We start from the raw sequence: 26118 nt of genomic DNA on the forward strand, positions 1-26118 counted from the left end.
GGGCTGACGTGTCAATGCTTCTGGGTTGGACCACCCGCGCTAAAACCACCTGCCCGGAGACTCACGACACGCTCCCGGATAAACTTGAACAAGATACCACGAAGCGCTAGTCTCCGGCCGCTGAAACAACGGAAACAAAGGAGTACAACCATGCGGCCCTTTATCGTGACGTTCAACCTGCTGCCCGACTCTTCGGGGCGTTCCCCGGTCGCCGTTAAAATCGAAAAAGACTATCCGAAAGCGAAGAAGGTGACCGAAACCTCCTACTTCATCGCGTCGGACCAGGAGCCGGGAGTCATCTACGACGACCTCAAGGGGGCGCTGGGCACCCAGCACGACATCTACATCATCGCGCTCCACTGCCCGTATTTCGGCTATGGGCCGTCGGACCTGAATCAGTGGGTCTCGGACAACGTACAGTGGGACTGAGTCCGGCTGTAGACGCCCGCCACGACGTGATGTAGCCGGGCACATAGGGGGCAGGCTGTCTTAGCCGGTTTGGTGGCTCGGCCCTTGCTCAACGCTCCGTGAGCGTTGAACCACGCACGGGAAACGCACGCATTTAAGAGGTGTCGGCGCACGTCTGCTGCCTGCCGACGCACCCAACCCACACAAGGGAATGCAAGCGTGAACAGTGCAGCCGCTGGTGGCTGGTGGCCGGCTGGTGGCCGCCAGAGGTGTCAAAGGATTTGAAACGAGAGAGCCGAACCAGAACGAGGCTCGGCGTGGACGGTTGAACCCACCCCCTTCAAATGCTTCCGCGGACTTGCGAGTTGGCGCGCACGGTGCATCTGGCCTGGCGGAACGCAAGCAGGGGGAGGGGGATGGGCTGGCCGCTGAGGATGTTCCAAGAGGAGGGTTACTACTTCGTCACCTCCAGGTGCTTCCAGGGACGACTGTTGCTGCGCCCCAGCGCGGAGGTGAACGAGGTGGTGGGAGGCGTGCTGGCCCGCGCCGTCCAGCGGAGTGCCGGCACCATCCGGCTGTACGCCTTCACCTTCGCCTCCAATCACTTCCACTTGTTGGTGTGGGCACGAGGGGCCGCGCTCGCCGGCTTCATGCAATACCTGCGCGCCAACCTCTCCAAGAAGGTGGGGAAGTTGGTGGATTGGAGTGGAAGCTTCTGGGAGCGGCGTTACTCCGCGGAACCGGTGCTGGACGACACCGCGCTGGTGGGCCGGCTGCGCTACGTGCTGGCCCATGGGGTGAAAGAGGGGCTGGTGGACAGGAGCGCCGAGTGGCCGGGTCTCACATGCTTGCCGCAACTGCTGGGGCCAACACGGCGGCTGTTCCGGTGGTTCAACTGGACGAAGCGCTGGAGCAAACGCGGAAGCGAGGACATGGCGGGAGAGGGGCGCTTCGCACAGGAATGGGCCGAGCCGGTGGAACTGGAAATAGCGCCACTGCCGTGCTGGAAAGGACTGAAGGAGGACGAGAGGCAGCGAGCGGTGCGGGGGCTCGTGGAGCAAGTGGATGCCGAGGCTCAATCGCGGGGCACGCCCGTGTTGGGAGCGAGAGCCGTGAGGGCGCAGCACCCGCATACCCGGCCCGAGCACCTCAAGAGGAGCCCGAGGCCGTTGGGGCATGCCTCCACGCGGCAGGCGTTGAAGGAGTTGCGCGAGCAGTACCGGGCCTTCGTTGCGGCATTTCGAGAGGCGGCGGCCCGGTGGAGTCGAGGGGACTTCTCGGCGCTCTTCCCGCCCTTCTCCTTCCCGCCGCGTGTCGCTCCAACTCGTGCTGCTCAAGTTCTTTGACACCCTCTCGAGACACCCTCTCGAGCCCTCTCGAGGCTACATGGACGAGCACGGCAAGCTTTATGATTGCCCCCCCGGCTTGGGCGTCTGCCTCACTCCCGGAAGCACGCCCGGCAACGCCAAGACACCCACGCGAATTAGTCTCATTCAGCCCAGCGGGCAGCCCTAACCGTTGTCGTGCTCTCTGGAGGTTGAGTTTCCGTGCTGCCCCCCTCTCCCGGTGCCGTCCTGCTGGCCGCCCTGCTCGCTGGTGCTGCGCAAGCCGCAGAGCCTCCCCCCGTCCCCCGCTGCGCCGCGACGGCGCGCTTTGACTTGTCGGCAGGGTCCCCCGAGGTAGCGCCGGAAGTGTGCGCTAGCGCGGACGAGCCGACAGCGTTTGTCTTTGACTCTCGCGTCGCTGTGGGGGCGGTGGAGTTTCAGCCAGTGGGACGCCTCGCGCATTGGGCACTCGGGGAAGACGGGCTGAGTCTCTACGTCATTCCCAGGGGGGATTATCTGCCTGGGGAGCGGGTGAAGGTGACGGTGCGCTTCGCGGATGGCGCGGCCCCGGCGAGCGCTAGCTTTTGGCTCGTGGGCCATGCGGCAAAGGGGACGCGCAAGGTGGAGGTGTTCCGCCAGCCGCGCCCGCCCGACGTGCTCAAGAGGGAGCGTGACGAAGCACAGGCCGAAGCGCGCCAGTGCCAGGAGGACAAAGCGCGGCTTCTGGCCGAGCGTGAGGAGCCGGGCGGGCTCATGGGGGCCGCGTGGCTGGAGGGGGCCGGGGTCGTGGCGTTCAAGCAGCTTTTCTTCCTGACGGAGCAGCCAGCGAACGCGCTGCGGCTCGATAAAGCCCGGAGCTACAGCTACACGCCCACGGGCGAGACCCACCCGGCAAGCTTGGCGGTGTGGCTGCGCCTCTTAAACCCCGGCGCGGAGCCCTGGACGATGGCGGGGGCGGTCCTGGAGGACTCGACCGGGGAAGAGGTGGCCCTTACCGTGCGGCAAGAGGCGCCCATCGCTGCGAGCGGTGCCGGTGCCGTCCTGGTGGGCACTGAGGGGGCGCCCGAGCAGCTCGACTGCCCCTGTACGCTCAAGCTCTGGGAGGCAGCCGGGCCGCGCACCGTCACCCTCGGGAACGTCACCTTCCCGGACGCGCCAAAGGCGGCGCCCTGAGCACGGCCACCGCGAGCCGTGCCGAGTCTCAAGGGGGTGCGCGCCCGCCAATCTCCGGGAAGCGCTCATAGGCTTGTTTAAGCGCGTTCAGGTGGGCGGGGTTGTCTAGGTCGAGCGGCGCATCGGTGAGTTGCACAACCCACCCGCCCGACGCGGTACGCCGTGAGCGTGACAGCAGCTCCGCGTCGCGGGCCGGGTCCGGAAAGCCGATGGCCTGTGCGGCAGCGGCGGACCAGTAGTTCAGCCATCCGAGGCGAGCCGGAATCTCAGGCGCGCGGATGTCCTCCCGGAATTTGAGCGCTGGCAGCCCCCGTGGGGGCACTCCCGGCTTGCGCACTGGATGGCGTGTCTGCCGCGAAATCTCCACGCCCGCGTTAAATGGCGTCGCGTGCCCCCAGAATGCGCGAGCACCCTCCGCTATGGCCTCCAGCACTTCTACTGCCGCCGCGATGCCGGTTGCGTCGAGCGGCAGGGATGCATGAACTTCAAGCTGTGCCTGCCCTCCTGGGGAGATCCCCGCCGGGCTGTTCCATCCAGACACCGTTACCCGGTAGCTCTCGTCGCCATTGCAAATGAGCCGAAACCCCCTTCCGGTCGGCCTTCCTTGGGCGAGCCACGCCTCGCGCTGCGGTAGCCGGATCAGCTTGCCCTCGTCAGAAATCGTCCACTCCAGGTGCAAGCCAGGGAATGCGCGCTCCATTCCATGAACAACAGCCAAGGGGCGGCCGTCGGCGCTCACGAGAGCAGGCGCGTATACGATAACACCAATGTCAGTTTCTTGCGTTGCGGGCATTTCAGCACCAGTTCATCACGACAATTTCGAGGGTCTCATCTGCGAACTCCAGTGCGGCTTTATGCGCGGCGCTGCGCACGCCGACCTTGAAGTCAAATCCGCAGGCCAGAGCAAGGGCGCGCTCGTACTGCAACTTCGGCAGTTGTTCCTCAATCACAATTCTCCGAAGTTCGGGCGGGTACGTGTCGAAGTTGTCGGTCTTGACTTCCCAGAGCGTGCGCGTGGCCAGTTGCAGCGCGTCGAAGTTCTTCCCATTCACGAACACATCCCCGCCGGGGAAACTGTTGTTCGGAATTCTGTCGGCGCACTTGTCGTGCAGTTTATTGCCGCCACGGTGGTATGGCACTGGGACGGGCTCGCACCTGTGGCGATCTCGCTCCGTGACTTCGGGTGGCTCCAGAGGAGGGAAGTCCGGCCCTTTGGGCTCCGGCTTGGGCCTTTTTTCCGGCGAGGGTTTCTGCGGGGCGGGTGCTGTTTCAGGCACGGGCCGCTTTTCTGGCAGGGGCCTTGCGTCCTCTTGGTCGGCCCATTTCAGCTCATGGGCATCGAGTGCCTCTTTGATGGCGAAGCCCACCACCACCACGCCCGCGACGATCACCGCCCCCACGATGATCTCCGGCGCCGCCAAGACACAGAGTCCGACGCCCACTGCCGCACCTGCGGAGGCGACGGCGCATCGCCCCGTGGTGTCGTGAAATTCGATCCGGTCATGGTCGAGGGCATGAAAGCACCGCTCCGCCAGCTCGGGCCAGGGCTCAGACGCTTCACGGACGGCGCACCGCCCCCCATCCGTCCAGGGCAGCTTCGCCGCTCGCTGGAGGTTGGCAAGCCTCGGGTCGCGGGCCGCTGGCTCCCTTGGGCTTGGGGGGGTCGTCGTACAGGCTGAGAGAAAGAGCAGAAGTGCGAAGCACGCTCGAAGACGCATGGCCGGTCCTCCCTTGAAGCTAGGACCTAGCGGGTCCTGGTGCGGCCGGTCGGAGTATGACAGCGCGGCCCGACAGCCACGAACGAGCGCGCCGGGGGCACGGCAGGGGGCTAGGGTGCCGCGCCGCAGCTCGGGCCATGGCGAGCGCCAACACAGCGCGCAGCTCATCCTCGGGCGTGGTGCAGGCAACAGGGCGCTAGGTTGCACGCACCCGCCCCCCGGGCCGCTGGGAACGGCGAGGCGCGCACCTGGACCGCGTGTAGAGCGACAGCAAAATTGACCCCCGCGCGACACTAAAACTGACCCCCTTCCAGAGCCCCTGGACTTGGGAGGTCAGTGCGATGGAAGAGACGGCGGAAGTTGTGGCACCCCGCGCGGCACCCCGCGCGCACCCCGCGCGGCGGAGGTGCCCGCCAGAGGCCGCCAGAGGTGTCAAAGGATTTGAAACGCCAGAGGTGTCAAAGGATTTGAAACGAGAGAGCCGAAGCAGAACGAGGCTCGGCGTGGACGGTTGAACCCACCCCCTTCAAATGCTTCCGCGGACTTGCGACTTGGCGCGCACGGTGCATCTGGCCTGGCGGAACGCAAGCAGGGGGAGGGGGATGGGCTGGCCGCTGAGGATGTTCCAAGAGGAGGGTTACTACTTCGTCACCTCCAGGTGCTTCCAGGGACGACTGTTGCTGCGCCCCAGCTCGGAGGTGAACGAGGTAGTGGGAGGCGTGCTGGCCCGCGCCGTCCAGCGGAGTGCCGGCACCATCCGGCTGTACGCCTTCACCTTCGCCTCCAATCACTTCCACTTGTTGGTGTGGGCACGAGGGGCCGCGCTCGCCGGCTTCATGCAATACCTGCGCGCCAACCTCTCCAAGAAGGTGGGGAAGTTGGTGGATTGGAGTGGAGGTTTCTGGGAGCGGCGTTACTCCGCGGAACCGGTGCTGGACGACACCGCGCTGGTGGGCCGGCTGCGCTACGTGCTGGCCCATGGGGTGAAAGAGGGGCTGGTAGACAGGAGCGCCGAGTGGCCAGGTCTCACATGCTTGCCGCAACTGCTGGGGTCGGCACGGCGCCTGTTCCGGTGGTTCAACTGGACGAAGCGCTGGAGCAAACGCGGAAGCGAGGACATGGCGGGAGAGGGGCGCTTCGCACAGGAATGGGCCGAGCCGGTGGAACTGGAAATAGCGCCACTGCCGTGCTGGAAAGGACTGAAAGAGGACGAGAGGCAGCGAGCGGTGCGGGGGCTCGTGGAGCAAGTGGAAGCCGAGGCTCAATCGCGGGGCACGCCCGTGTTGGGAGCGAGAGCCGTGAGGGCGCAGCACCCGCATACCCGGCCCGAGCACCTCAAGAGGAGCCCGAGGCCGTTGGGGCATGCCTCCACGCGACAGGCGTTGAAGGAGTTGCGCGAGCAGTACCGGACCTTCGTTGCGGCATTTCGAGAGGCGGCGGCCCGGTGGAGTCGAGGGGACTTCTCGGCGCTCTTCCCGCCCTTCTCCTTCCCGCCGCGTGTCGCTCCAACTCGTGCTGCTCAAGTTCTTTGACACCCTCTCGGGCCCTCTCGGGTGCGCTGGTGGACTCGACGGGCGAAGAGGTGGAGCTTACCCGGTGGCAACAGGCCCCCATCCCCGCGAATGGTGCCGGTGCCGTCGTGGTGGGCATCAATGGGGAGCGCGCGCAGCTCGGCTGCCCCTGCACCCTCAAGCTATGGGAAGCAACCGGGCCGCGCACCTTCACCCTCGGGAACGTCGAGTTCCCAGTGAGCCAGCAGGCGGGGCCCTGAGCACGGCCAGCGCGAGCCGTGCCGAGCCCAAGGGGTAGCGCGCCCGCCAATCTCCGGGAAGCGCTCGTAGGCCCGTTTAACACTACTGCGTCAGGGGCCCGAAAGATGAATGGGGATGCCAGCCAGGGGCCGTGAGGGGAACTGGGGGCTGGAGCGGTGGCAGCAAGGACAGCGAGGCAGCCAGGTGGCAATCACCCGGGCCATGGCAAGTCGTGCGGTGATGAAGCTGTCGTGAAAGTGGCGTTCAGGCCTGGAGCGGCTGCGCGTGGGCTTCACCCGCCCCTCGGGCCGAGGGGGGGAAATGCCGCGCGCGTTCGGCGATGATGAACGCGTAGCAGCACAGGGCGACGGAGACGTGGTGGTGCCAACCTGGAAAGCGCCGACCCTCGTAATGGTCGAGCCCGAGCTCTCCCTTCAAGTCCTCGTAGACGCGCTCGGTTCGCCAGCGCTGCATGACAAGACGGATGAGCTGTTTCTTGCTCATGCGCTCTGGCACTGAAACAAGGAAATAGTTGGCCGGCTCGGACTCACCTTCGCGCCATTCAATGAGCAGCCAGAGCGGTTCTTGTTGGCTTTTGGGAACTCCCGCGGCAATCACACGGCGCAAGGCGAAACGCGCCCAGAGCGGCTCACGGGTTCCGCTGCGCCAGGTGCAGCGTCGAAAGCCTCCGTGCTCGTGCAGGTGCGAAGCCATGTCCTTGACGCTCATCGCCTCGCCCTGGGGGCGCCCCTCGTCGTCGAGGAGGCAAACGGCCGTTTGGGGGTCTACACCCACTGCATAATGCAGCCCCAAGGAGCGCACCTGTGCGCGGAACTCACTGGAGGAGCCATACGCGGAGTCCGCCAGGGCGACTCCCTTGGGAACACCGTCCGCTATCGCCCGACGAATCATCTGCACAGCCAACTGGGGTTTTGTCTTGAACGTCACCTCCTCGGGGATTCGGGCCTCCTGACGACGAACGGAGTCATTGGCCCAGGACTCGGGCAGGTACAGCTCGAAGTCGATGGGGAGGTGCTCGGTGCGGGTGGCGAGGCTGAGGCTGACGCCAATCTGGCAGTTGGTGATTTTGCCCGCCGAGCCGGTGTATTGCCGCTGCACGCCCACCGAATGCTTGCCTTGCTTGAGAAAGCCGGTGTCGTCGACAATCCATGCCTCGATGGGCTCGCGCTGCGTCATGGCGCCAAGGGCATAGCCAGTGGCCTCTCGGCGAACCTCCCGATCGCTCCAGCGGGAGTTGACAGCGAAGTGAAGCAGGCGCTGGTGCATGGCCTCGGTCTTGTCGGGGTCGGGGCAGGCCCGCGCGGCAATGGGCTCGACGCTCTTGCGCTCGCCCTCCCCCAGGAGGCCCATGGCATAAAGGGCAAAGGAACCTCGGCGACTGTCCCCGCCCAAGACGTCGCCAATCTTTTGGAAATACGCCTCGAGTCGTTCAATCCCCTGGGCGTCCATGAAGGTGCGCATCATCTGGCTCACTGAATGGGCTTCACTCCCCAAGCAATACGCACCGGCCGACTTTCGCGGTAGGGGTCCACACCTGACTTCCAAGACCAGGCGAGCAGACAGGCCCCTCCTTCACCTCCTGCTCAGGCCTGACGCAGTAGTGTTAAGCGCGTCCAGGTGGGCGGGGTTGTCCAGGTCGAGTGGCTCATACTCGGAATCCAAAAGCGATGGAGCGAGTCACGACTCGCGCACACTATTGATTGCGATGGCAAGCCACGACTTCTTGCCATGTGGGGGGAGGCTTGACAGGGGAGCAGCAATCAAGACATCGCTCCCACTGCCCCTTGTTTGTACGTTCATGAAGGAATCGTTCGCCGAAGCTTGAATGGTTCGCACGTTGAATGCGACTCGTCTGGCGCTCGGCATGGACAGAAAAGTCCGTTGGATGGACCATGTGCACATCAACGATGGAATGGGCGCGCTGAAGCGGTTCAAACTGGTGCTCAAGATGAAAAATGTCAGCACGCCAATTGTCGGTGAGGGGAACGTAGAAATGAAGGGTTCCAAAGAGACAAAAGCCTCCTCTGAGTAGTCCTGACTCATCGGAAACCACTGAAATGTAATGAACTGGCTTGAGGTCTCCTACGAAGAGCTGTCCTTTAAATGCTTCCGAGTAGTCGGCCTTGGGCCACGATTCTGATGTTCCCCCTCCGCGAATGAAGTTTTTAATGTTTTCAAGGCTTGGGTCGTAAGCAAGATGAGGGATTCTCCAAGCGAGGTAATTGATGGCCGTTTTTGCTGCGGCTCTCGCGACGTCTCTGGATTTCCCAACAAGAGAGAAGCTCTCTCGCTTGACCTCCGATCGATGGATGTCGTACCCGGTCCATTCGTACTCGGGATGGCGCTTTTTTACGCTACTCAAAGCCTCATCGGGAGTCTTGCCCTCGGATAGGCGCCACTGCAATGTGACGGAGTTGTCGTCAGCCTTCACGGGTTCCTTGGTCCGGGGCCCAGGCGTGAGGGTTAATTCTCCGTTACTGTTGAGTTTAGCCTCCTCCCTGACTCCATCGACATTGACCAGAATTTTAGCTGGTTTTTCTGTGCCAAGTCGCCTTCCACTCTTGATGAAGAAATACCTGAGTGGCCCCGTAAAGACCATTGCGCATGGCTGATCCACCTCTCTGCTGAATGCATGGTTGCAGCATGCACACACAGCTCCTTTCTCCAGCAGGCACCTTCCGCCGAGCGAGTCAGCGAGTACGTGTTCGCGTGACCAATTTTCCGGGCCAGAGGGGGTCGAACAGTAAATGCACTTCGGAAAACTATTACTCATAAGGAGTGGCCACCAGTTTGCGGAAAGCGCGCACAGTCGCGCAAGAGCGCCTTGATGTTCGTAGGGTCATTGAGGTCGAGCGGAACATCCGTGAGTCGAACCATCCAACCGCCGTCGAGGAGTGCCCCGCCCTCGCCCCGAAAGGGTGTCAAAGAATTTAGGCAGCATGGCTTAGCGTGACACGCGGCGGAAAAGAGAAGAGCTGAGGTACACGCCTGACCGCACCACGCCCGCGACGATCTCCGCTCCCACGACGATCTCCGGCGCCGCGAGGGACGCAAACCCCGAGCCCAACGGCAGCGGCGCCAGCAGAGGCAACCGCGCATCGTCCCGTGGTGTCGTGAAGCTCGATCCGGTCATGGTCGAGGGCATAAAAGCACCGCTCCGCCCGCAGGGGCCAGGGCTCGGAAGCTTCGCGGACGGCGCATCGCCCCCCGTCCGTCCACGGCAGCGTTGCCGCTCGCTGGATGCTGGCGAGCCTCGGGTCCCGGGCCGCTGGCTTTCTTGGGCTCGGCGCTGACGTCACGCAGGCTGTGACAAAAAGCAGTAGTGCGATGCACGCTCGGAAACGCTCTGGTGGAACGTTCAGATTATGGCAGCGCTCCTGACAGCGACGGACATGCTCGCCATGGAAGCCTTGGGGACGGGGTGAAGCAGCAGCAGCGGGCAGCCCATGCTCGGGCAAGTAGGGATCTAGGGCGCGATGTTGCACACCCCAGTTCCAGCGCCCTTGCGCCGGTGTCGCTCTGGCGATGTAGTCTCTTCCCCCCTCTTTACCGCGCTACTTGGAGGTCGCTATGAGCAACGCTAGCCCGCCCCTTATGAAGATTGATGCTTGCGTCCGCTGCGGCAAAGAGAAGGTGGCCTACAACCACCTACCGGGGCAGAAGATACCTATTTGGTCGTCCGTTGGGGTTTCAGTAGTGGATCCGATTACCGGGAAGACGCAAGAGTACACGCGCATCCTTTGCCCCGACTGCGGGAAGGCAGGACTAATGACTGAGGACGTGAGGCGCCTAGTGGAGGAGGAGTTTGCGGCAATCTCGAAAGCTTGAATGCCTGCGCCTCCGTGGCGCACCCATTCGAGCCGATGCGGCCCGCCGCAGCAGCTCCGGCACAGGGCCCCCGGTAGCTGGGGCGCGAGCTGCGCGTTCAGGAGGGCCCCGCCAGTCGCACACCGCCCGGCGTGGGGAGGGATGCAGGCGGGGAGGTGGGGCGCATGTGCCCCCAGTGTGCCCCGCCAGCGGGGAAAGGGGTGGAACGCGAGGGAACGGGGTGGGACGGGGCGGGATGACGAACCCCAGGAGAATCAAGGCGATAGCGGGTAACAGCGCGTCCTGCTTAGGGTTTTCTATCGCCTTGCTCACGGGTTCGATTCCCGCCGCCTCCACTGAAAGTAACCCGCCGCTCTGAGCCGAGCCCACTCCTGACTGCTCGAGGCTCAACACCACGGTGGACAGGATTGGGTGCCCGGCCAGTCCCTGGGTGTCTCCTGCCGGTGGCCAAATCCCGTCCCGAGCCGACCCGTGTGGATGCCGGAGTGCCCGAGGCCCGGTGAGGCTCACGCCGCGGACGAACTGGAGTGCAGCCGCGAAGCGACGTCCCTGGCCGCACCGCTCTGGGGGTCTCGCTCCAGCACGAGTCGCCAGACCGCCCTGGCTTCTTCCCTGCGCCCCAAGCGTTCGAGACCCTCCGCCCAGACCCGGAGCGCGTCACCGCCCTGCCCCTTGTAGCGGTGATTCGCCCCTTCCTCGAAGAGGCGCAGGGCTTCCTCGGTGTGGCCCGCCGCCAGGGCGATGCGCCCTCGCAGGAACAACCCATTGCGATGACTCGACGCCCTTCGCGCGGCGTCCATCCCCAGCTCCGCCTCGCGGCGAGCGTCCTCGTACCGGTCCAGCGCGAGCAGGGCCGCGGCCCGGGTGTAGTGGAGCTCGCTCCAGTAGGGCCGAGGCACGTGCCGCACGTCGACCGCGTCCAGGGCCCCGAGTGCCTCCTCGCCCCGCCCCGTGTGCGCCAGGATCCAGGCGTGCTGGATGGGGAAGAAGTTCCACATCAGGGGATCGGAACGCACCAGGTCCTTCATGCGTTCAAGACGCTGGCGGGCCGCGTCCCAGTCGCCCAGGTTGTAGTCGGCCTCGACCAGGTTGAAGTGGACGAGGAGCCGACTCGCGTCCAGGAACCTCCCCTCCTTCAACACGGCCTCGAGGGGCTCATCGAACCGGAGCGCTTCCTCGTAGAGGCCCGCGTTGATGAAGGCGTTGACGGCGCCATTGGCGCAGGACCAGCAGCCGTCCGCCCGCGCATGCGCCGCGAGCTCACGCGCTCCCGCGACAGCCACCTCGGTCTTGCCAAGCGACTCGTGGATGGAGGTCCGCAAGCGCCGGAGATGGGAGCGTATCGGCTCCGAGAGCGGAAGGATCTCCAACCCCCTGACGAGCCAGAACACGGCCCGGGCCATGCCCCAACGATAGTGGAGCACGAACACCCCTCGCACGAGCGCGCCCTGGGCTCTTGCCCAGAACCAGGGAAACACGAGCACGAGGCTGACGAGGAGTTCGAGTGCGAACCTGGGCAGCTCTTCTGGAAGGAAACTCGTGGCGTCGGTGTACATGGCGAGGGGTCGAGGCACTTGCTCAGGCCGCGGCCTGGTGCGCCTTGAGCTCCGTGCTCCGGATGGGACGGTAGTCGCGCGGGGCCTCGAGGTTCAGCCGGCGGCGCACCTCCTCGACGGGCAGCGCGAGGAGTGCCTCCCAGTCGACGGCTGGCAGCCACGCCGCCTTCCAGCCGCGGCGGAAGCCGTCGAGAATGGTCTCCCGCGCCTTGCTCGCGTCGGGCGAGCCGCGCGTCTTGAGCAGACCGATGCCGATGATCAGCCCGATCGCGGGATTCATGTTCTGCGCCAGATTGAACGCGAGGAGCGCCGTCTCGCCGAGCACGTCGCCGTGATAGCCGGTCGCGGCGTGCCACAGGTCGTGCGTGTCGCGCATGCGCGCGTGCACCCAGTTGAGCGGTGTGGGCAGCGTTTGGTCGAGCGTCGCTCCCTTCGCGGCCGCGTCTCGGATGCCCTGCGCGGAGATGTTCTCGCGCTCGACGAAGTCGAGGTATGCGCGTCCAAGCGATCCCTCGGGCAGGCGAGCGAGGGCCTCGCGATCGGCGAGTACCTCCACGATGTCCGGCTTCTTCTCGAGCAGCGCGCGGCCGGTGTCGTTGCGTCGCAATCCCGACGCGATCCGCTCCAGCGTGTCCCACGAGAGCGACTCGATCAGGGTGAAGACCTGCGGCAGGTCGTCGGGATCCTTGGCGAGGGTGCGGGCGGCGTGAAACGCACGACGGGGAGCGAACTGACGGTGGGCCATGGGCTTCCTCCTCGATGATGAACACGAGTTTGTCGCTTACGAACAATGTTGTCAACAGTGAGCTGACAAACTTGTTGGCAAGCGGCCCACCGTGCGATGCTTCCCGCGATGGCTGAGCCGAAGCGGAAGAGGCGCGACGCGGAGTCCGCGCGCGCGGAGATCCTGGATGCCGCCGAGAAACGGTTGGTGAGCGCCGGACCGAGCGGCATCCGCCTCCAGGAGGTCGCGGCGGACGCGGGCGTGTCACACCCGACGGTGCTTCACCACTTCGGCAGCCGCGAGGCCCTGGTCGACGCGGTCGTCGCGCGCGCCCTGAGGTCGATCAACGCGCGGCTGATCGAGGCGCTCCAGGCGTCGCGGGGCGAGGAGGTGGAGCTCACGCGGATGCTCGACGCCGTCTTCGATTCGATGGGCGCTTCCGGGCAGGGGCGTGTGCTCATGTGGCTCGCGCTCGAAGGGCGTCATGTCGAGGGCGACGAAGTCACGCTCTCCGCGGTCGTCGACGCGGCCCAGGCGCTGCGCGAGTCCAGACGTGGCCGCAAGAAGGCACCGCCGCGCGAGGACACGGCCCACCTCGTGGTGCTCGCGGCGCTCGTCTTGACGGGACTGCCCGTGCTCGGTCCCACCCTCTTGCGCAACAGCGGCCTGGACAACGACGCCGACGCGATGCGTCGCTTTCGCGGGTTCCTCGCGAAGATGCTCCTTCGTCACTTCTCGACGCCGGAGTGAGGGCTCCGCCCAATCCCCATCACGAAGCGGCGGATGGCGTCGGGCCTCAATCCCAGTTCGCTATGACGACTCGCCCACCACCGCGCGCCGGATGCCCTTCAGCTTGTCGGGGTTGCGCGTGACGTAGAGGGCGACGATCCGGCCGTCCTCGATGGCAAACGCCGTGGTCTGCAGCATTCCATCCGGATCCAGCGTGACGTACGCGGGCAGGCCGTCGATGGTGCCCTCGTGCACGAGCCGCGCCGAGCCCACGGCTGGAATGCGCCACACCCCTTCGAAGAAGCGCACCAGCTTCTCCCGGCCGTAGATGGGATTGAGGACCGCCTTCGCCTTGCCGCCGCCGTCGGCGTACAGGATGGCGTCCTGGGCCAGCAGTGCCTGGAGCGCCTGCGTGTCGCCGCTCCGGGACGCGGCATGGAACGCCGAGGCCAGCTCGTGGCCCTTCGCCTCCGTCACGGGGAAGCGGGGCCGGGCCTCCCGCACATGCTCCCGCGCCCGGCTGGCGAGCTGGCGGCACGCCGCGGGAGCGCGGTCGATGGCCTTCGCCACCTGCTCGAAGTCCATGCCGAACACGTCGTGCAGGAGGAACGCGGCGCGCTCCAGCGGGGACAGGCGCTCCAGGGCCATCATCAGGGTCAGCGTCAAGTCATCGCCCTCCACTGTCTCGATGATGGGCTCTGGAAGCCAGGTCCCCACGTACTCCTCGCGCCGGACGCGCGCGGATTTCAGGACGTCCAGGCACAGGCGCGTCACCGTGCGGACGAGCACGGCCTCGGCGTCCCGCACGACGTCGCGGTTCGTCTGGTGCCAACGGAGATACGCCTCCTGCACCACGTCCTCCGCCTCCGCGACGATGCCCAGCATCCGGTACGCGATGCGGAGCAGCCGGGGGCGGAGCGGGTCGAAGACGTCCGCGGGATTTGAATCAGGCGGCTTCACTGCGAGGGGTCACCGGGTGCACGGCCCGGAAGCCGAGGACGAGCCGGTTCGCGGTGTTGATGACGCCAATCATGAGGGTCAGCTTCACGATCTCCTCTTCGGTGAAGTGCGGTTTGAGCGCGGCGTAGTCCTCGTCGGGTGCGTGCGTCTGGGAGATGAGTGTCAGGGCCTCGGTCCAGCCCAGGGCCGCCCGCTCGCGGTCGGTGTACAGCGGCGACTCACGCCAGCCGTCCAGAAGGTAGATGCGCTCCTCGGTCTCCCCATGTGCGCGAGCGTCGCGGGTGTGCATGTGGATGCAGAAGGCGCAGCCATTGAGCTGGGACGAGCGGATCTTGACGAGCTCGCGGAGGCTCGGCTCCAGCCCCAGGGCCTCCACCTTCTTGCTGAAATCCACCATGAGGTTGAGGGCGTCCGGCGCGACCGCGAAGGCATTCATCCGGGGCTTCATGTGTAGGTCCTCGTTCTGGGGGGCGAAGTGCCCGTCCATCCCCAGGACGACGCAGCCGGTGCCGCGTGTGACATGGCCATTTTAAATGCCTAAACGAGAGCAGCTTGTCTGCCCGCCATCGGCGAAGCCCGAAATGGGCGGGAGAGCCATGTAACCGGGGCAAGCCCAGCTTGTCGAAGCCGCCCCGACTGAAAGACCCGCGCACCGCGATGCTTCCGCACGGCGCCGTACGTCACCTCGCGCATGAACGGTCTGTAGAGCACCAACAAGGCGATAGCTCGCGCGCGAGCGTCTCCATGCGATCCGCGAGGCGTGCCCGCGTGGTGGTCCACGGGGTTGCCGTCGATGCGCTGGACCCCGAGAGCGCTGTGACGGGGGGGCACGCTACACTCGCGTCCATGCCTGGCGACTTCTACTGTTTCAACATCGGAACCGGTCACAACCGCAACGAGCCCACGAACCTGCTGGTGCGGCTCCACGTGCGGTGTGACGCCATCGACGTGAGCAGCATCGCCAGGCGAGGGCGGATAGAGGGCGCGGACTTGCACCGGCACCTGCCGCGTGGCGACGGCGACTTCAAGTACATCAATGACGGCGTGGGCTCGAAGCCCATCTGGAAGAAGGGCGGCGGACATCCCGTGGGTGACGAGAAGGGGGCGGGCGGTTGGTTCGGCGAGGGGTTGTCCCAGAAGGCCCGGGACACTGTTCAGGTCATCAAGGAACTCCAGCCGGAGCGCATCTTCCTGGCGGGACACAGCCGGGGCGCCATCCTGTGCATCGAGATCGCCGACCTGCTGCATCAGGATCCGCGGTTCAAGGAACGGGAGGTGTTCATGTTCCTGCTGGATCCGTGCAAGTTCTCGATCCAGACCTCCTTCGGTGGCGAGGCCCGCACCTGGTTCGGGGACACGCTCTATGACAACACCCGAGCGGCCCGGATTGTCGCGGCGGAGGATCTGGCCGATGGCCCGACGCATGGGGGAAGCTTCAAGCTGTGCACGTTGCATCGGGCCCAGAGCCCATCGGTCCGCAGGCAGCTCAATCTCAAAGGAGCCGACAAGGTCGAGATGCTGCGGATACCCGGGAGCCACGGAACGGGCTCACAAGTCGATGGCAACCCCATCGGAGACCTGACCTACGAGCTGGCGTATGGGTTCTTCGCGGCCCAGGGGGCGCGTGCGTTGAGTCCCCATCCGTGGCGGGTTGATGAGCAAGCCTGGGACGAGGACGCCCACGAGCATCGCCTCATCGAGTTCTACGCCCGAACGCGGCTCATCAACCCCTGGGTGGAGGGCAAGGGGCGGCGCATCAACGACAACGGCACGTTCCGGTTCGACAAAAGCATGTCCCGCAGGCTCGCCCTGGCCCGGCTGGGGGTTCCCAACAGATTCTCCACGAATCCCATGATCGTGAGCGAGCACCACGAGCGGCTGCTCGACAAGCACTTCAACCTGCTCAACAGGTGGCTGCAAACCCGCTCGAACGTCACCCAGGCGCGAGGGTTCCATCCGACCAGGGAAACCCACTTCCTCCCCCTGGACAACGAGATGGACGCGCTGCGGGAGCGGGCTCCGTCGATGCACGAGCTGCTCTGCCTGTACGCGGGGCTCGACGACGGAGACCCGCGCGAGGGGCTCGACCCCTGGATGCTCCGTCGCCTCGAACACCGATCCCAGCTCCTCTCCGAGGGCAGGTACGCCTTCTGGAAAAGCTGGGACGAGCTCCCGGAGATGCTCCCCCGGGCGCTGCGCACGCGTCCGGACTGGGGCGACTGAGGCGGTCCCTGGTAGGTGTCAGACGATTCTTTCCGAGGAGGTGCGTCCGCGCAGTACCCGGGCCGCATCATCGAAGACCTTGGCCAGGACGGGGTCCGCTGGCCGGTGCGCTTCGATGTGCGCTGCGTCCTCTGGGTGGCCCAGGTGTTTGAGCAGGACGGCGGCTTGAAGGGCGCACTTGAGCGCGGGGGTCGCCGCGACCAGCCTCCGGGCCATGTCACGTAACGTGGCGAGGGCTGCTTCCGGGAGCAGGGGAAGGAGATGCCCCGGATGCAACAGGAGCAGGGAGAACATGTCCGTGCAGTAGCCCGAGGCCGCGCCCTTGTACTTCACAGCCGTGTCGACCAGGGGCAGGGCCGAGGAAATAAACGCGGGCAGGGTGGGGACGAGCGCCTCGGGTATCTCCTCGGCGAGCACCGTGAGAACCTCGCCCTTGAGTTCAATGGGTACGGAGCCATCGGCGGCCCACGCCTGGAGTTCTTCCGGGGCCTTTTCCAGCAGCACGAGCAGTCCATGCAGGGAGGTGGGAGCTGGAAGTGCGAATTTCTCCAGGAGCTGTCGGAGGAAGGGAATCAGGTCCGAGTGTCGTTGGCGCCACAGCGCACGGGACACGTCATTCAAGTCGGCGGGCTCCGGCCCGTTCGCGGCGACCAGTCGCTCCATCCTGCGCAACAGGCTCGACCGTGCGTTCGCTCCCTGGATGCGTCCCAGGGCCTGAGTGACGGCCTCCGCGACGGAGGCCCCATCGTGGTCCTTGCGTGCTTCCTCCAGGGCGAGTTGGTGCTCAAGGCGCCTGGCGCTGGCGGTGCCGCCCAGTTCACCGAGGCCAAATGCCGCTGCCTGGCGTACGGCTGCATCTGGGTCATCCAGCATGGCCTCCAACAGGGGGCGGGCCTTGCGCGCGCCGAGTTGGGATACCCACGCGCGTGTCCGGGCCTCGTCGCCTTCGCTGAATGCGGCGATGAGTTCATTGCGCCACTGCGTGGCATTCGCCTTTCGTGCCATGTCTCGTCCTGCGCTTCTACGGAAAGCCTATCCCGGGAGGGACGTACCTCTGCACCAGGGTTCCGTCGAGGAGATACAATTCGTGAATGGCTTCCGGATCCGCTCGCTTCATCGATTCGAAAGCTTCCATTTCTCGATTCAGCTCCCGAGGGTTGGAGACGTAGTTGGTGTTGTGCCGCACTCCATCTGGTCGCACCGAGGATGCATCGGGTCTTCGAAAACGGATCTCCTTTACGGGAGTCTCGTCATAAACGCGCCTGCCCGCCGCGTTTCTCTGAACCCTGTCCTTTCTCAGACTCGTATGTCCGGCCACTTCCCGGGAGGCCATGTCTCGTTCAATGGCTTCGTTGTGAGTGGGATTCTCCTGGGTGTGCGGTTTGCCGTGGCGAGTAGAGAGCTTGGGCGCTCTGCTGGAGGCTCCTCCCGAGGCATTTGTCGCGCAAAGCGCCAGACTGGAGCAGGTGGTGGTGCCCGCGGCTACACCGGAGACAATCAGGGTGCCGTCCGCCACGATCTGGGCGGTGGAGACGGATTGCTCCACGAGGACGAGCCCTTCATGCGTCACCGAGGGCAGGAGTCGTCCCATTCCGCCTTCGGGCACTTGGGGAATGAATTTGGCCAGACCCAGGGACGCCACCGTCACCAGCACCCGCAGGGACGTGCCGCCCATGGACTTACCGAAGCGCGCGGAGGCAGCCTCCAACTCCTGGGGCGTGGAAGCCGCTTCCGCTTCTTGATACAGGCGCAGGCCGGACAGCGCCACCTGGCCCAGCTCGACCAATCCCACCGCCAAGGCGAGGCGCAGGGTGAGGGTGGCGGCGAAGGCCTTCGAGAACAACGGCTCGGTCGCCAGGGATTCGGGCAGAGGTCGTGGCGGGGGGCCGAAGTGGGAGAGGAACCTCTCGCGCAGAGGGGTCTCCCACCGGGAGGCCGTGCCGGGGCCAGCGTTGCTCGAGCCAGGTACCTCCAGCAAATGCAGCCGAGGAATCGGTTGAGGCCCAAGCGAGGTGAAGGCGGCGAGGAGGGGGCGCACATCCTCCAGGCTCAACATCTCCAAGGCAGGAATGGGCGGACGTGCGGGGAAGAGAAACTGCCAGTGTCCCTCGGACAGCTCGCGGAGGCCCACTGGCAAGAGCCGCACCTGCGCCGGTGGTTCCATGCGTGCCCGTTGCTCGATGACGGACTTCTTGGGCTGCCGAGGCTTGCTGGTGTGGGTGGCCCCACGCATATGTCCATCCGCGGGGGCGTTTATTTGTCGCGTTCCTCCCTCACCGGGGTGCACCCGAGAAGTGGCGCACGCGGTGGAGAGGAGCGCGAAGCCCACGGCCAGGGCCAAGCACGGAAGCGCAGGGATTCTTCTCATGCCCCGGGAGCATGCCCCATCCTGTGCCTTGTCATCGACGGCCCCTCAGGCCGGGACGGAGTGCTCCGGGTGCTCGGGCGGAGGCGTGCCCGAGAGCACCGCGCGGGCCGAGTCGATGGCCTCGTGCGTGCCGGCCAGGGCGAGCACGTCCCCCGCCTGGAGCTGTTCGTCCGCGGTGGGGACGACCACCTTGTCCTCGCCCCGCCGGATGGCGAGCACCGTGGCGCCCGTCATGCCGCGCAGGTTGAGCTGCGCGAGCGTGCGCCCCACGGCGGGACTGGAGGCCTCGAGCCGCACCGGCGTCGGCTCGCCCAGGCCGGGCAGGATGGCGTGCAGGGTGCCCAGGCTGTTGCCGTGTGGCTCATGGGCCTCCGGCTTGACGCGGGACTGGGCGCGCAGCGCCTCGACGATGACCTGGGAGCCCGCGCGCACGTGGCCCTGGAGGTTGGTGGCGCTGCGCCAGAAGCCCACGCCGAGCGCCGCGAGCAGCACCAAGAGCAGCGCCGCGCCGAGGAAGCCGGGCACGAAGGGCTGGGTGATGGCGACCAGGGGCGCGCCCACCGCGAGCACGCTCGCCAGTTGCAGCGTCACCACGAGCGCGCGGCGGGGCGCGGCCGCCCGGTCCAACCGCCCCGCCGCGGCGGGGAAGGCCGTCTCCGAGAGCAGCGTCCCTAGCGAGCGGGCCTGCCGCACCACGCCCACGCAGAAGGGCGTGGCGAGCATCGCCGCCAGTCCGATGACCAGCGGGTGCACCACCGCGGCGCCCAGGCCGCTGCGCGCCTCCAGCTCCGTGGTGATGCGCTTGAGGAAGATGGACGTGCCGATGATGATGGCGGCGATGAGGGCCGCGTCCAGCAGGAGCAGGCGCACCTTGCCGCGGATCTTCGTGCCCGCCGTCTGGCGCGGCGGGGCCTTGCGCATCTCCTCCACCCAGCTGCCATAGAGGGCGGCGAAGGTCTGCAGGGGCTTGGGCAGCTTGGCGTCCACGAAGTTGGCCACCGGCCCCGAGGCCTTGATGAGGAAGGGCGTGGTGAGCGTGGTGATGGCGGACACCGCCACCGCCACGGGGTAGATGAAGTCCCCGGTGGCGTTGAGCGACAGGCCCAGGCCCGCGATGATGAAGGAGAACTCGCCAATCTGCGCGAGGCTCAGGCCGGACTGCACCGCCGTGCGCGTGCCGTTGCCCGTGAGGAACACGCCCAGCGACACGCCCACGAGCTTGCCGAGGATGACCACCAGCGTGAGCACCAACACCGCCAGCCAGTGCTGGGCGATGAGCCCCGGGTCGATGAGCATGCCCACCGACACGAAGAAGATGGCGGCGAACATGTCGCGCACCGGCTGCACCAGGTGCTCGATTTCCTGCTCCTCCCCGGACTCCGCCACGAGCGAGCCCGCGAGGAACGCGCCGAGCGCCACCGAGTAGCCGAACGACTGCGCCAGCAGGGCGATGGCGAAGCAGATGCCGACGCTCGTCACCAGCATCGTCTCCGGGCGCTTGAGCCGGTGCACCGCGCGCACCGTGCGCGGGATGACGAACAGCCCCACCACCACGAGCCCCACCAGGAAGAGCGCCAGCCGGCCGATGGTCAGCGTGAGCTGGCCCGCGGACAGGCCCGAGCCGGTGGAGACGGCCGTCAGGGTCGCCATGAGCAGGATGGCGATGAGATCCTCCACGATGAGGATGCCCACGACGATTTCCCTCAACTTGCCCTTGATGCCCTGCTCGTCGAAGGCCTTGGCGATGATGGTGGTGCTGGAGATGGCGATGATGGCGCCCGTGAAGATGCTCTCCTTGGCCGTCCAGCCAAACGCCCGGCCCACCACGAAGCCCAGCCAGATCATCAGGCTGCATTGGATGGCGGCCGTGATGCTCGCGGTGGGCCCCACCGCCAGCAGCTTGCGCAGGCTGAACTCCAACCCGAGCGAGAACATCAGGAGGATGACGCCCAGCTCCGAGAGCGTCTGGACGATGCCGGGGTCGGCCACCAGGGGGATGGGGACATGGGGGCCCATGATGAGCCCCGCGATGATGTAGCCGAGCACCACGGGCTGCCGCAGCCTCTGGAAGAGGATGGACGTCACCGCCGCGACACAGAGGACGGTCGCCAGGGCCTGGAGGAAGATGTGTGCATCGTGGTGCATCGCTGAATCACCCGCGGAATCGAAGAGAAGCCAACCGAGAGAACACCTGGAGGAGACCGCCTGTGCGTCGTGAGCCGGGGCTCACGTGCTTCGCGGGGGTCCTTGGGCGGGACAGTTGACGACTCTGGGGCGGTCCGCCCGCCGGCCATCATGGGGCTCGGGGGGCTCGGGGGGCTCGGGGGATTCACTCCTCCCACCGCGGGCCGCGAGCGCCAGCGCCGGCGTGAGCGCGGGCAGGGGCCGGGGGTCGAAGCGAGGGTCGGGGGCGGGTGGTTCGGGGGCGGCCCGGGACAGGCTCCACGCGCGTGGAGGGCCGGGGTCCAGGTCTCCGCGCAGCCGCTCCTGGGTGCCGGGCCGCACCGTGGGCACCACGGCGCTCCACTCCCGCTCCGCCACGTACGATGCACGCTCGCCCGAGAGGAGGACCAGGAGCAGGGCACAAGCCACTGCCGCCAGGGCCCTCCCCCGTGCGACGTGTCGTTCGCGACGAGGGGAGCGGTGGGGCTTCTTCATGAGCGGTGTCCTTGTCTGTACACCCCTCGTCCCGGGAATGCAGCAGACAATGCCACCGCTTCGCTCGCCGCGTTCCCGGAGCTACTTCCGGGGCTGCGTCGGGGCGGGCGCCGGGGCCGGCTGGGCCGGGGCGGGCGCCGGAGTGCCCATGTTCGTGCCCGAGGCTCCGGCGCCACCCACCGCGCCCTCGGGGCCCGTCTTGCCGAGCAGGGCATAGACATGCTGGCGGTGCTGGGCGACGTTCTTGGTCACCTCGGTGATGAGCGCGCCGAGCTGGGGGTCGCCGTCGATGGCCTGATTGCCCGCGGCGAGCTTGCCGAGCACGGCGTCATGGGCGCCGAGCTGTCCGGCCAGATAGGCGCTGTCGAACGCCTCGCCCTTGAGCACCCGCAGGTTCTCCAGGTTCGCCTTGTCCGCCGCCATGGCCTTCTTCTCCGCGTCGTCCATCGGCTTGGGCGTGTCCGTCAGCTTCACCTTCTTCGTCTGCGTGTACGCCAGGAGCTTCTGGTCCGCTTCGGTGTGCTGACGCACCATCTGCTCGGCGAACGCCTTCACGTCCGGGTTCTGGGAGTTCTGCTGGGCGAGCTCTCCCTGCTTGATCTCCTGCTGGTTGGCGTAGTGCAGCCGCTCGAGCAGGGCCTTCTCGTCCGAGGGGACGACGAAGCCCTTGTGCGCGGTGGCCTTCTCCGCCGCGAACGCCGTGCTGCCCACCACGAGAGCTCCGGCGACCACGAACCCCTTCATCATCCGCTTCATTGTTTTGCCCCCTGTATGAGTGATGCGGCCGCGCACAATGCCCATGCGCGCCGGGGACACCATGGGTCCGGATTCCCGATCGTGCGCTAGCTCACGGGAAAACCCGCTTTTGACGGGTGGCCGACGCTTGGGGGCCTGGCCGCTTGGAGGAGGCGTGCGGTTTCCATCCCTCCCGTACATCTTCAATGTCTACACGGTGAAAGGATGTCGAAGCGTATGACGAGGGAAGTGTGGCCGGGCAATCCGTATCCCAGGGGGGCGACGTTCGACGGGGCAGGGGTCAACTTCGCGGTCTTCTCGCAAGTGGCCACCCGGATCGAGGTTTGTCTGTTCGACCCTCAAGATTCCTCTCGGGAAATCGAGCGCTTCGAGCTGCCGGCGACCACGGACTGTGTGTTCCACGGTTATGTGCCGGGAATGGAGCCGGGCACGCTCTACGGCTTGCGCGTGCATGGCCCCTACGAGCCGCAGCATGGACATCGTTGCAACCCCTACAAGCTGCTGGTGGACCCCTACGCCAAGGCGTTGGTGGGGGAGGTGGACTGGTCCCAGCCCGTCTTCGGCTATCCGCTGGGGCACGAGCAGCAGGACCTGATGCGCGACGAGCGGGACAGCGCGCCGGGCATGCCCAAGTGCGTGGTGGTCAGTGACTTCTTCGACTGGGGCAATGATCGCGCGCCGAACGTGCCCTGGCGCAAGACGGTCATCTACGAGGCCCACGTGAAGGGCCTCACCATGCGCCACCCCAAGGTGCCCGAGCACCTGCGCGGCACCTACGCGGGCCTGGCCCATCCGGCCATCATCGAGCACCTGACGAAGCTGGGCGTGACGGCCATCGAGCTCTTGCCGGTGCACGAGTACGCGGACGACTCCTTCCTCGGCGAGAAGGGCCTGTCCAACTACTGGGGCTACAACACCCTGTGCTTCTTCGCGCCGGAGCAGAAGTACGCGAGCCGCAAGACGCCGGGCGCGATCGTCAACGAGTTCAAGTCCATGGTGAAGGCGCTGCACGCGGCGGGCATCGAGGTCCTCCTCGACGTCGTGTACAACCACACCTGCGAGGGCAACCACCTGGGGCCCACGCTGTCACTCAAGGGCATCGACAACGCCACCTACTACTGGCACATGCCCGAGGCGCGCTACGACCTGGACTTCACCGGGTGCGGCAACAGCATCAACGCCTCCAACCCCGCCGCCGCGCGGCTCATCGTGGACTCCTTGCGCTACTGGGTGCAGGAGATGCACGTGGACGGGTTCCGCTTCGATCTCGCCACGGTGCTCGGCCGGCAGAACAAGGGCGAGTTCTCGCCAAACGCCGCCATCTTCCAGATCCTCAACCAGGATCCGGTGCTCAGCCGGGTGAAGCTCATCGCGGAGCCCTGGGACGTGGGCATGGGCGGCTACCAGGTGGGCAACTTCCCCGCGCCCTGGCGCGAGTGGAACGGCAAGTACCGCGATGCCATGCGCCGCTACTGGAAGGGCGACGAGAACCTGGTGGCCGAGGTGGGCCACCGCTTCACCGGCTCCTCGGACATGTTCCAGGGCGCCAAGCGCCGCCCGCAGGCGAGCATCAACTTCATCACCGCCCACGATGGCTTCACCCTGCACGACCTGGTCACCTACGGCCACAAGCACAACGAGGCCAACGGCGAGCACAACCGCGATGGCGCCGACGACAACCAGGCCTGGAACTGCGGCGCCGAGGGCGAGACGGACGACGCGGCCATCATCTCCCTGCGCGAGCGCCAGAAGCGCAACCTGCTCGCCTCGCTCTTCCTGTCCCAGGGCGTGCCCATGCTGGTGGCGGGCGACGAGATGGGCCGCACCCAGGGGGGCAACAACAACGCCTACTGTCAGGACAACGAGCTGTCGTGGGTGGACTGGAACCTCGACGAGCGCCGCCAGTCGCTCCTGGACTTCACCTCCCGGCTCATCCAGTTCCGCCACCGCCAGCCCGTGCTCCAGCGCCGCCGCTTCTTCCAGGGCGAGCACATCTGGGACTCGGAGCACAAGGATCTCACCTGGTTCAAACCGGACGGCCGGGAGATGGACTCGGAGGACTGGCAGAAGCCCTTCGTGCGCTCGCTGGCGTTCCTGCTGGGGGGCGATGCCATCCCTTCCGCGGACGAGCGCGGCCAGCGCATCATCGGGGATGCGCTCCTGGTGCTGCTCAACGCACACCACGAGCCCGTGCGCTACACCGTGCCGCCCCCCGCGGAGGGCAGCCGGTGGACGATCGAGTTGTACACGGCGGATGATACGCTCGGACCCGATGCCCCCGTGCCCGAGGGGCCCTTCGAGCTGACGGGCCGTTCCTTCGCGGTGTTCCGTCAGGTGACGAGCGGCTGATCCACACCGACATTCCCGGCCGAGCCCACACTCTCCGTCCTTTACTGGAACGGGGAGTGTCCTCGTTTTGCGGGGGACGCGGTTTTAGGGTGTCCCAGGAGGCGCGGGTCCAGCGTAGAATGGGAGAAGGAGCCGGCGGGTGTCCGGTTCTCACCATTTATCCTGGCGGTGACTTGGGATGGGGGGCCAGCGTGCACGCGTCATCATCGATCTGCCCGGAGCATAGGCAGGAAGGCCCGGCCATGAGTTCTCCCGCCGAGGAGTGCCACCGCATCCTGGTGGTTGACGACAACCCCTCCATCCAGCAGGACTTCCAGCGCATCCTCTGCCGCTCCGAGGAGAGCCGCGAGGAACTGGACGAGATGGAGTCCCTGCTCTTCGGGGCTCCGACCCGGGTCCGCTCGGACGGACCCCTCTTCGAGTTGGATTTCGCCTCGGGGGGCGAGGAGGGCGTGAGGCGTGTGCGGGAGGCGATCCGCTCGGGGCGTCCCTATGCCCTGGCCTTCGTGGACATCCGCATGCCCCCGGGCATGGACGGCGTGGAGACGACGCTGCGCATGTGGCGCGAGGCGGTGGATCTCCAGGTGGTGCTCTGCTCGGCCTACTCGGACTACTCCTGGGATGAGCTGGCGCGCCGGTTGGAGACGAACGAGCGTCTGCTCATCCTGCGCAAGCCCTTCGACAGCATCGAGGTGCGGCAGATGGCGCACGCGCTCTGCGAGAAGTGGGAGCTCTTGCGCGCGAGCCATCAGCGCATGGAGGACCTGGAGCTCGTGGTGGAGGAGCGCACGCGGGCGCTGGCGGAGGCCAACGCCCGGCTGTTGCACGCCCAGAAGCTGGAAGCGCTCGGGCGCATGTCGGCGGGCCTGGCCCACGAGGTCAACAATCCCCTGAGCTACGTGATGTCCAACCTGCGCCACGTGCTCGACGGGCTCGTGTCCCTGCCCTGCTCGGAGGAGGCGATGGAGCGGCGCGATGAGCTGAGTGACGCGTGCCGCGACGCGCTGCTGGGCGCCGAGCGCATCGCGCGCATCGTCCAGGACGTGCGCGTCTTCGCCCGGGTGGACGAGCCCCCGAGGGACAGGGTGGAGCTGCGCCGCGTGGTGGAGTACTCGCTGTCCATGGTGGGCGAGTCCCTGCGCTCGGGCATCCACCTGGTGCGCGACTTCCAGGACGTTCCCGCGGTGTTGGGCAGTGATCATGCGCTGGGCCAGGTGTTCCTCAACCTGCTCGTCAACGCGGTGCATGCCTTGAAGGGCCGGCCCCAGCCCTCGCTGCGGGTGGGCATCTCGCGGCGGGAGGATGGCCGCATTGCAGTGGAAGTGCAGGACAACGGCTGTGGCATACCGCAGGAGAACCTGAGCCGCCTCTTCGAGCCCTTCTTCACGACGAAGCCCGTGGGGACGGGCACGGGGCTGGGCCTGTCCATCTGCCACGGCATCGTGACGCGGCTGGGGGGAGACATCGTCGTTGAGAGCACTCCCCAACAGGGCACCACTTTTCGTGTGGTGCTGCCCGCGGCACCGGAGGAGGCTTTGGCGCACCCGCCGGATGCGTGAGCCCCGGCGTCG

The 26118-nt window shown here is 66.4% G+C and carries 23 protein-coding genes and 1 pseudogene; 9 read left to right on the plus strand and 15 right to left on the minus strand.

The genetic code is table 11. The features are described 5' to 3' along the window. Nucleotides 1-150 precede the first annotated feature (150 nt). From MEBOL_RS24220 to MEBOL_RS24230, 3 genes are all read left to right on the plus strand, one after another. Nucleotides 151-429 (plus strand): hypothetical protein, encoded by a 279-nt coding sequence (locus MEBOL_RS24220; protein ID WP_095979677.1) that lies wholly within the window; start codon nucleotides 151-153, stop codon nucleotides 427-429. Nucleotides 430-824: 395 nt separating this feature from the next. Beyond that, nucleotides 825-1754 carry a transposase gene (locus tag MEBOL_RS24225; RefSeq protein WP_095982971.1) on the plus strand — a complete coding sequence of 310 codons (930 nt, stop codon included), beginning with the start codon at nucleotides 825-827 and terminating at the stop codon, nucleotides 1752-1754. A gap of 201 nt (nucleotides 1755-1955) precedes the next feature. Further along, entirely contained in the window at nucleotides 1956-2906 is a 951-nt protein-coding gene (locus MEBOL_RS24230; RefSeq protein WP_095979678.1) for a DUF2381 family protein, read from the plus strand. A gap of 28 nt (nucleotides 2907-2934) precedes the next feature. Here the strand turns inward: MEBOL_RS24230 and MEBOL_RS24235 are convergent, their stop codons facing one another. Further along, on the minus strand, nucleotides 2935-3699 hold the full coding sequence (locus MEBOL_RS24235; protein WP_095979679.1) for a DUF5953 family protein: 765 nt from the start codon (nucleotides 3697-3699) through the stop codon (nucleotides 2935-2937). Between the two features lies 1 nt (nucleotide 3700). After that, complete coding sequence (locus tag MEBOL_RS24240; RefSeq protein WP_342747654.1) at nucleotides 3701-4348, minus strand: DUF6310 domain-containing protein; 648 nt, start codon at nucleotides 4346-4348, stop codon at nucleotides 3701-3703. 878 nt (nucleotides 4349-5226) lie between these two features. Here MEBOL_RS24240 and MEBOL_RS24245 point away from each other — a divergent pair. Together MEBOL_RS24245 and MEBOL_RS24250 are read left to right on the plus strand one after the other, a co-directional pair. Beyond that, entirely contained in the window at nucleotides 5227-6156 is a 930-nt protein-coding gene (locus MEBOL_RS24245; RefSeq protein ID WP_095982972.1) for a transposase, read from the plus strand. A gap of 29 nt (nucleotides 6157-6185) precedes the next feature. Next, nucleotides 6186-6395 carry a DUF2381 family protein gene (locus tag MEBOL_RS24250; protein WP_095979681.1) on the plus strand — a complete coding sequence of 70 codons (210 nt, stop codon included), beginning with the start codon at nucleotides 6186-6188 and terminating at the stop codon, nucleotides 6393-6395. Nucleotides 6396-6639: 244 nt separating this feature from the next. Here the strand turns inward: MEBOL_RS24250 and MEBOL_RS24255 are convergent, their stop codons facing one another. The 6 genes and pseudogenes from MEBOL_RS24255 to MEBOL_RS24285 form a co-directional block, all read right to left on the minus strand. Beyond that, the gene (locus MEBOL_RS24255) at nucleotides 6640-7845 is read right to left on the minus strand and encodes an IS701 family transposase (protein ID WP_095982973.1); all 1206 of its coding nucleotides are present in this window, start codon (nucleotides 7843-7845) and stop codon (nucleotides 6640-6642) included. Nucleotides 7846-8089: 244 nt separating this feature from the next. Continuing rightward, complete coding sequence (locus MEBOL_RS24260; RefSeq protein ID WP_245918805.1) at nucleotides 8090-8827, minus strand: hypothetical protein; 738 nt, start codon at nucleotides 8825-8827, stop codon at nucleotides 8090-8092. Nucleotides 8828-9001: 174 nt separating this feature from the next. Then, nucleotides 9002-9169, minus strand: a pseudogene (locus MEBOL_RS44140) (HNH endonuclease); the annotation flags it as partial. Next, nucleotides 9166-9495, minus strand: a complete 330-nt coding sequence (locus tag MEBOL_RS43960) for a DUF5953 family protein (protein WP_342747655.1) — start codon at nucleotides 9493-9495, stop codon at nucleotides 9166-9168. The pseudogene MEBOL_RS44140 and the gene MEBOL_RS43960, both read right to left, overlap by 4 nt. Before the next feature lie 1235 nt (nucleotides 9496-10730). Further along, the gene (locus tag MEBOL_RS24280; protein ID WP_095979685.1) at nucleotides 10731-11780 is read right to left on the minus strand and encodes a tetratricopeptide repeat protein; all 1050 of its coding nucleotides are present in this window, start codon (nucleotides 11778-11780) and stop codon (nucleotides 10731-10733) included. 22 nt (nucleotides 11781-11802) lie between these two features. After that, nucleotides 11803-12525: a Coq4 family protein gene (locus MEBOL_RS24285; protein ID WP_095979686.1), complete on the minus strand. Its 723-nt coding sequence runs from the start codon at nucleotides 12523-12525 to the stop codon at nucleotides 11803-11805. Between the two features lie 108 nt (nucleotides 12526-12633). On the opposite strand from MEBOL_RS24285, the gene MEBOL_RS24290 reads away from it, so the two are divergent. After that, nucleotides 12634-13254, plus strand: coding sequence for a TetR/AcrR family transcriptional regulator (locus MEBOL_RS24290; RefSeq protein ID WP_157775432.1), 621 nt, complete (start codon nucleotides 12634-12636; stop codon nucleotides 13252-13254). Between the two features lie 60 nt (nucleotides 13255-13314). Here the strand turns inward: MEBOL_RS24290 and MEBOL_RS24295 are convergent, their stop codons facing one another. Together MEBOL_RS24295 and MEBOL_RS24300 are read right to left on the minus strand one after the other, a co-directional pair. Then, nucleotides 13315-14193 carry a sigma-70 family RNA polymerase sigma factor gene (locus tag MEBOL_RS24295; protein WP_095979688.1) on the minus strand — a complete coding sequence of 293 codons (879 nt, stop codon included), beginning with the start codon at nucleotides 14191-14193 and terminating at the stop codon, nucleotides 13315-13317. After that, nucleotides 14180-14641 carry a carboxymuconolactone decarboxylase family protein gene (locus MEBOL_RS24300; RefSeq protein WP_095979689.1) on the minus strand — a complete coding sequence of 154 codons (462 nt, stop codon included), beginning with the start codon at nucleotides 14639-14641 and terminating at the stop codon, nucleotides 14180-14182. Before MEBOL_RS24300 ends, MEBOL_RS24295 begins: the two co-directional genes overlap by 14 nt. A 296-nt stretch (nucleotides 14642-14937) precedes the next feature. On the opposite strand from MEBOL_RS24300, the gene MEBOL_RS24305 reads away from it, so the two are divergent. After that, complete coding sequence (locus MEBOL_RS24305; protein ID WP_218920814.1) at nucleotides 14938-16416, plus strand: hypothetical protein; 1479 nt, start codon at nucleotides 14938-14940, stop codon at nucleotides 16414-16416. Between the two features lie 18 nt (nucleotides 16417-16434). On the opposite strand, the gene MEBOL_RS24310 is transcribed toward MEBOL_RS24305, so the two are convergent. The 5 genes from MEBOL_RS24310 to MEBOL_RS24330 form a co-directional block, all read right to left on the minus strand. Beyond that, the gene (locus MEBOL_RS24310; RefSeq protein WP_095979691.1) at nucleotides 16435-17421 is read right to left on the minus strand and encodes a HEAT repeat domain-containing protein; all 987 of its coding nucleotides are present in this window, start codon (nucleotides 17419-17421) and stop codon (nucleotides 16435-16437) included. Nucleotides 17422-17437: 16 nt separating this feature from the next. Then, nucleotides 17438-18649, minus strand: coding sequence for a hypothetical protein (locus MEBOL_RS24315; RefSeq protein ID WP_095979692.1), 1212 nt, complete (start codon nucleotides 18647-18649; stop codon nucleotides 17438-17440). Between the two features lie 180 nt (nucleotides 18650-18829). Then, nucleotides 18830-20929: a monovalent cation:proton antiporter family protein gene (locus MEBOL_RS24320; RefSeq protein ID WP_095979693.1), complete on the minus strand. Its 2100-nt coding sequence runs from the start codon at nucleotides 20927-20929 to the stop codon at nucleotides 18830-18832. A gap of 81 nt (nucleotides 20930-21010) precedes the next feature. Further along, nucleotides 21011-21442 carry a hypothetical protein gene (locus MEBOL_RS24325; protein WP_157775434.1) on the minus strand — a complete coding sequence of 144 codons (432 nt, stop codon included), beginning with the start codon at nucleotides 21440-21442 and terminating at the stop codon, nucleotides 21011-21013. Between the two features lie 81 nt (nucleotides 21443-21523). Beyond that, complete coding sequence (locus MEBOL_RS24330; protein WP_095979695.1) at nucleotides 21524-22198, minus strand: DUF4142 domain-containing protein; 675 nt, start codon at nucleotides 22196-22198, stop codon at nucleotides 21524-21526. A 216-nt stretch (nucleotides 22199-22414) separates the two neighbouring features. Here MEBOL_RS24330 and glgX point away from each other — a divergent pair, with 216 nt between their 5' ends. Then, nucleotides 22415-24547, plus strand: a complete 2133-nt coding sequence (gene glgX / locus MEBOL_RS24335; RefSeq protein ID WP_095979696.1) for a glycogen debranching protein GlgX — start codon at nucleotides 22415-22417, stop codon at nucleotides 24545-24547. 242 nt (nucleotides 24548-24789) lie between these two features. Further along, a complete protein-coding gene (locus MEBOL_RS24340; protein WP_095979697.1) occupies nucleotides 24790-26106 on the plus strand; it encodes a hybrid sensor histidine kinase/response regulator in 1317 nt (438 codons plus the stop codon). Nucleotides 26107-26118 lie beyond the last annotated feature (12 nt).

Source organism: Melittangium boletus DSM 14713 (assembly GCF_002305855.1).
GTDB classification, from domain to species: domain Bacteria; phylum Myxococcota; class Myxococcia; order Myxococcales; family Myxococcaceae; genus Cystobacter; species Cystobacter boletus.

Excerpts from the sequence above, each read along its gene's own strand:
- MEBOL_RS24220 (WP_095979677.1), top strand. The coding sequence starts at position 151 with ATGCGGCCCTTTATCGTGACGTTCAACCTGCTGCCCGACTCTTCGGGG.
- MEBOL_RS24325 (WP_157775434.1), bottom strand. The coding sequence starts at position 21,442 with ATGAAGAAGCCCCACCGCTCCCCTCGTCGCGAACGACACGTCGCACGG.
- MEBOL_RS24225 (WP_095982971.1), top strand. The coding sequence starts at position 825 with ATGGGCTGGCCGCTGAGGATGTTCCAAGAGGAGGGTTACTACTTCGTC.
- MEBOL_RS24340 (WP_095979697.1), top strand. The coding sequence starts at position 24,790 with ATGAGTTCTCCCGCCGAGGAGTGCCACCGCATCCTGGTGGTTGACGAC.
- MEBOL_RS24305 (WP_218920814.1), top strand. The coding sequence starts at position 14,938 with ATGCGATCCGCGAGGCGTGCCCGCGTGGTGGTCCACGGGGTTGCCGTC.
- MEBOL_RS24290 (WP_157775432.1), top strand. The coding sequence starts at position 12,634 with ATGGCTGAGCCGAAGCGGAAGAGGCGCGACGCGGAGTCCGCGCGCGCG.
- MEBOL_RS24320 (WP_095979693.1), bottom strand. The coding sequence starts at position 20,929 with ATGCACCACGATGCACACATCTTCCTCCAGGCCCTGGCGACCGTCCTC.
- MEBOL_RS24315 (WP_095979692.1), bottom strand. The coding sequence starts at position 18,649 with ATGCGTGGGGCCACCCACACCAGCAAGCCTCGGCAGCCCAAGAAGTCC.
- MEBOL_RS24255 (WP_095982973.1), bottom strand. The coding sequence starts at position 7,845 with ATGGACGCCCAGGGGATTGAACGACTCGAGGCGTATTTCCAAAAGATT.
- MEBOL_RS24245 (WP_095982972.1), top strand. The coding sequence starts at position 5,227 with ATGGGCTGGCCGCTGAGGATGTTCCAAGAGGAGGGTTACTACTTCGTC.
- MEBOL_RS24330 (WP_095979695.1), bottom strand. The coding sequence starts at position 22,198 with ATGAAGCGGATGATGAAGGGGTTCGTGGTCGCCGGAGCTCTCGTGGTG.
- glgX (WP_095979696.1), top strand. The coding sequence starts at position 22,415 with ATGACGAGGGAAGTGTGGCCGGGCAATCCGTATCCCAGGGGGGCGACG.
- MEBOL_RS24300 (WP_095979689.1), bottom strand. The coding sequence starts at position 14,641 with ATGAAGCCCCGGATGAATGCCTTCGCGGTCGCGCCGGACGCCCTCAAC.
- MEBOL_RS24235 (WP_095979679.1), bottom strand. The coding sequence starts at position 3,699 with ATGCCCGCAACGCAAGAAACTGACATTGGTGTTATCGTATACGCGCCT.
- MEBOL_RS24310 (WP_095979691.1), bottom strand. The coding sequence starts at position 17,421 with ATGGCACGAAAGGCGAATGCCACGCAGTGGCGCAATGAACTCATCGCC.
- MEBOL_RS24285 (WP_095979686.1), bottom strand. The coding sequence starts at position 12,525 with ATGGCCCACCGTCAGTTCGCTCCCCGTCGTGCGTTTCACGCCGCCCGC.
- MEBOL_RS43960 (WP_342747655.1), bottom strand. The coding sequence starts at position 9,495 with ATGCGCGGTTGCCTCTGCTGGCGCCGCTGCCGTTGGGCTCGGGGTTTG.
- MEBOL_RS24280 (WP_095979685.1), bottom strand. The coding sequence starts at position 11,780 with ATGTACACCGACGCCACGAGTTTCCTTCCAGAAGAGCTGCCCAGGTTC.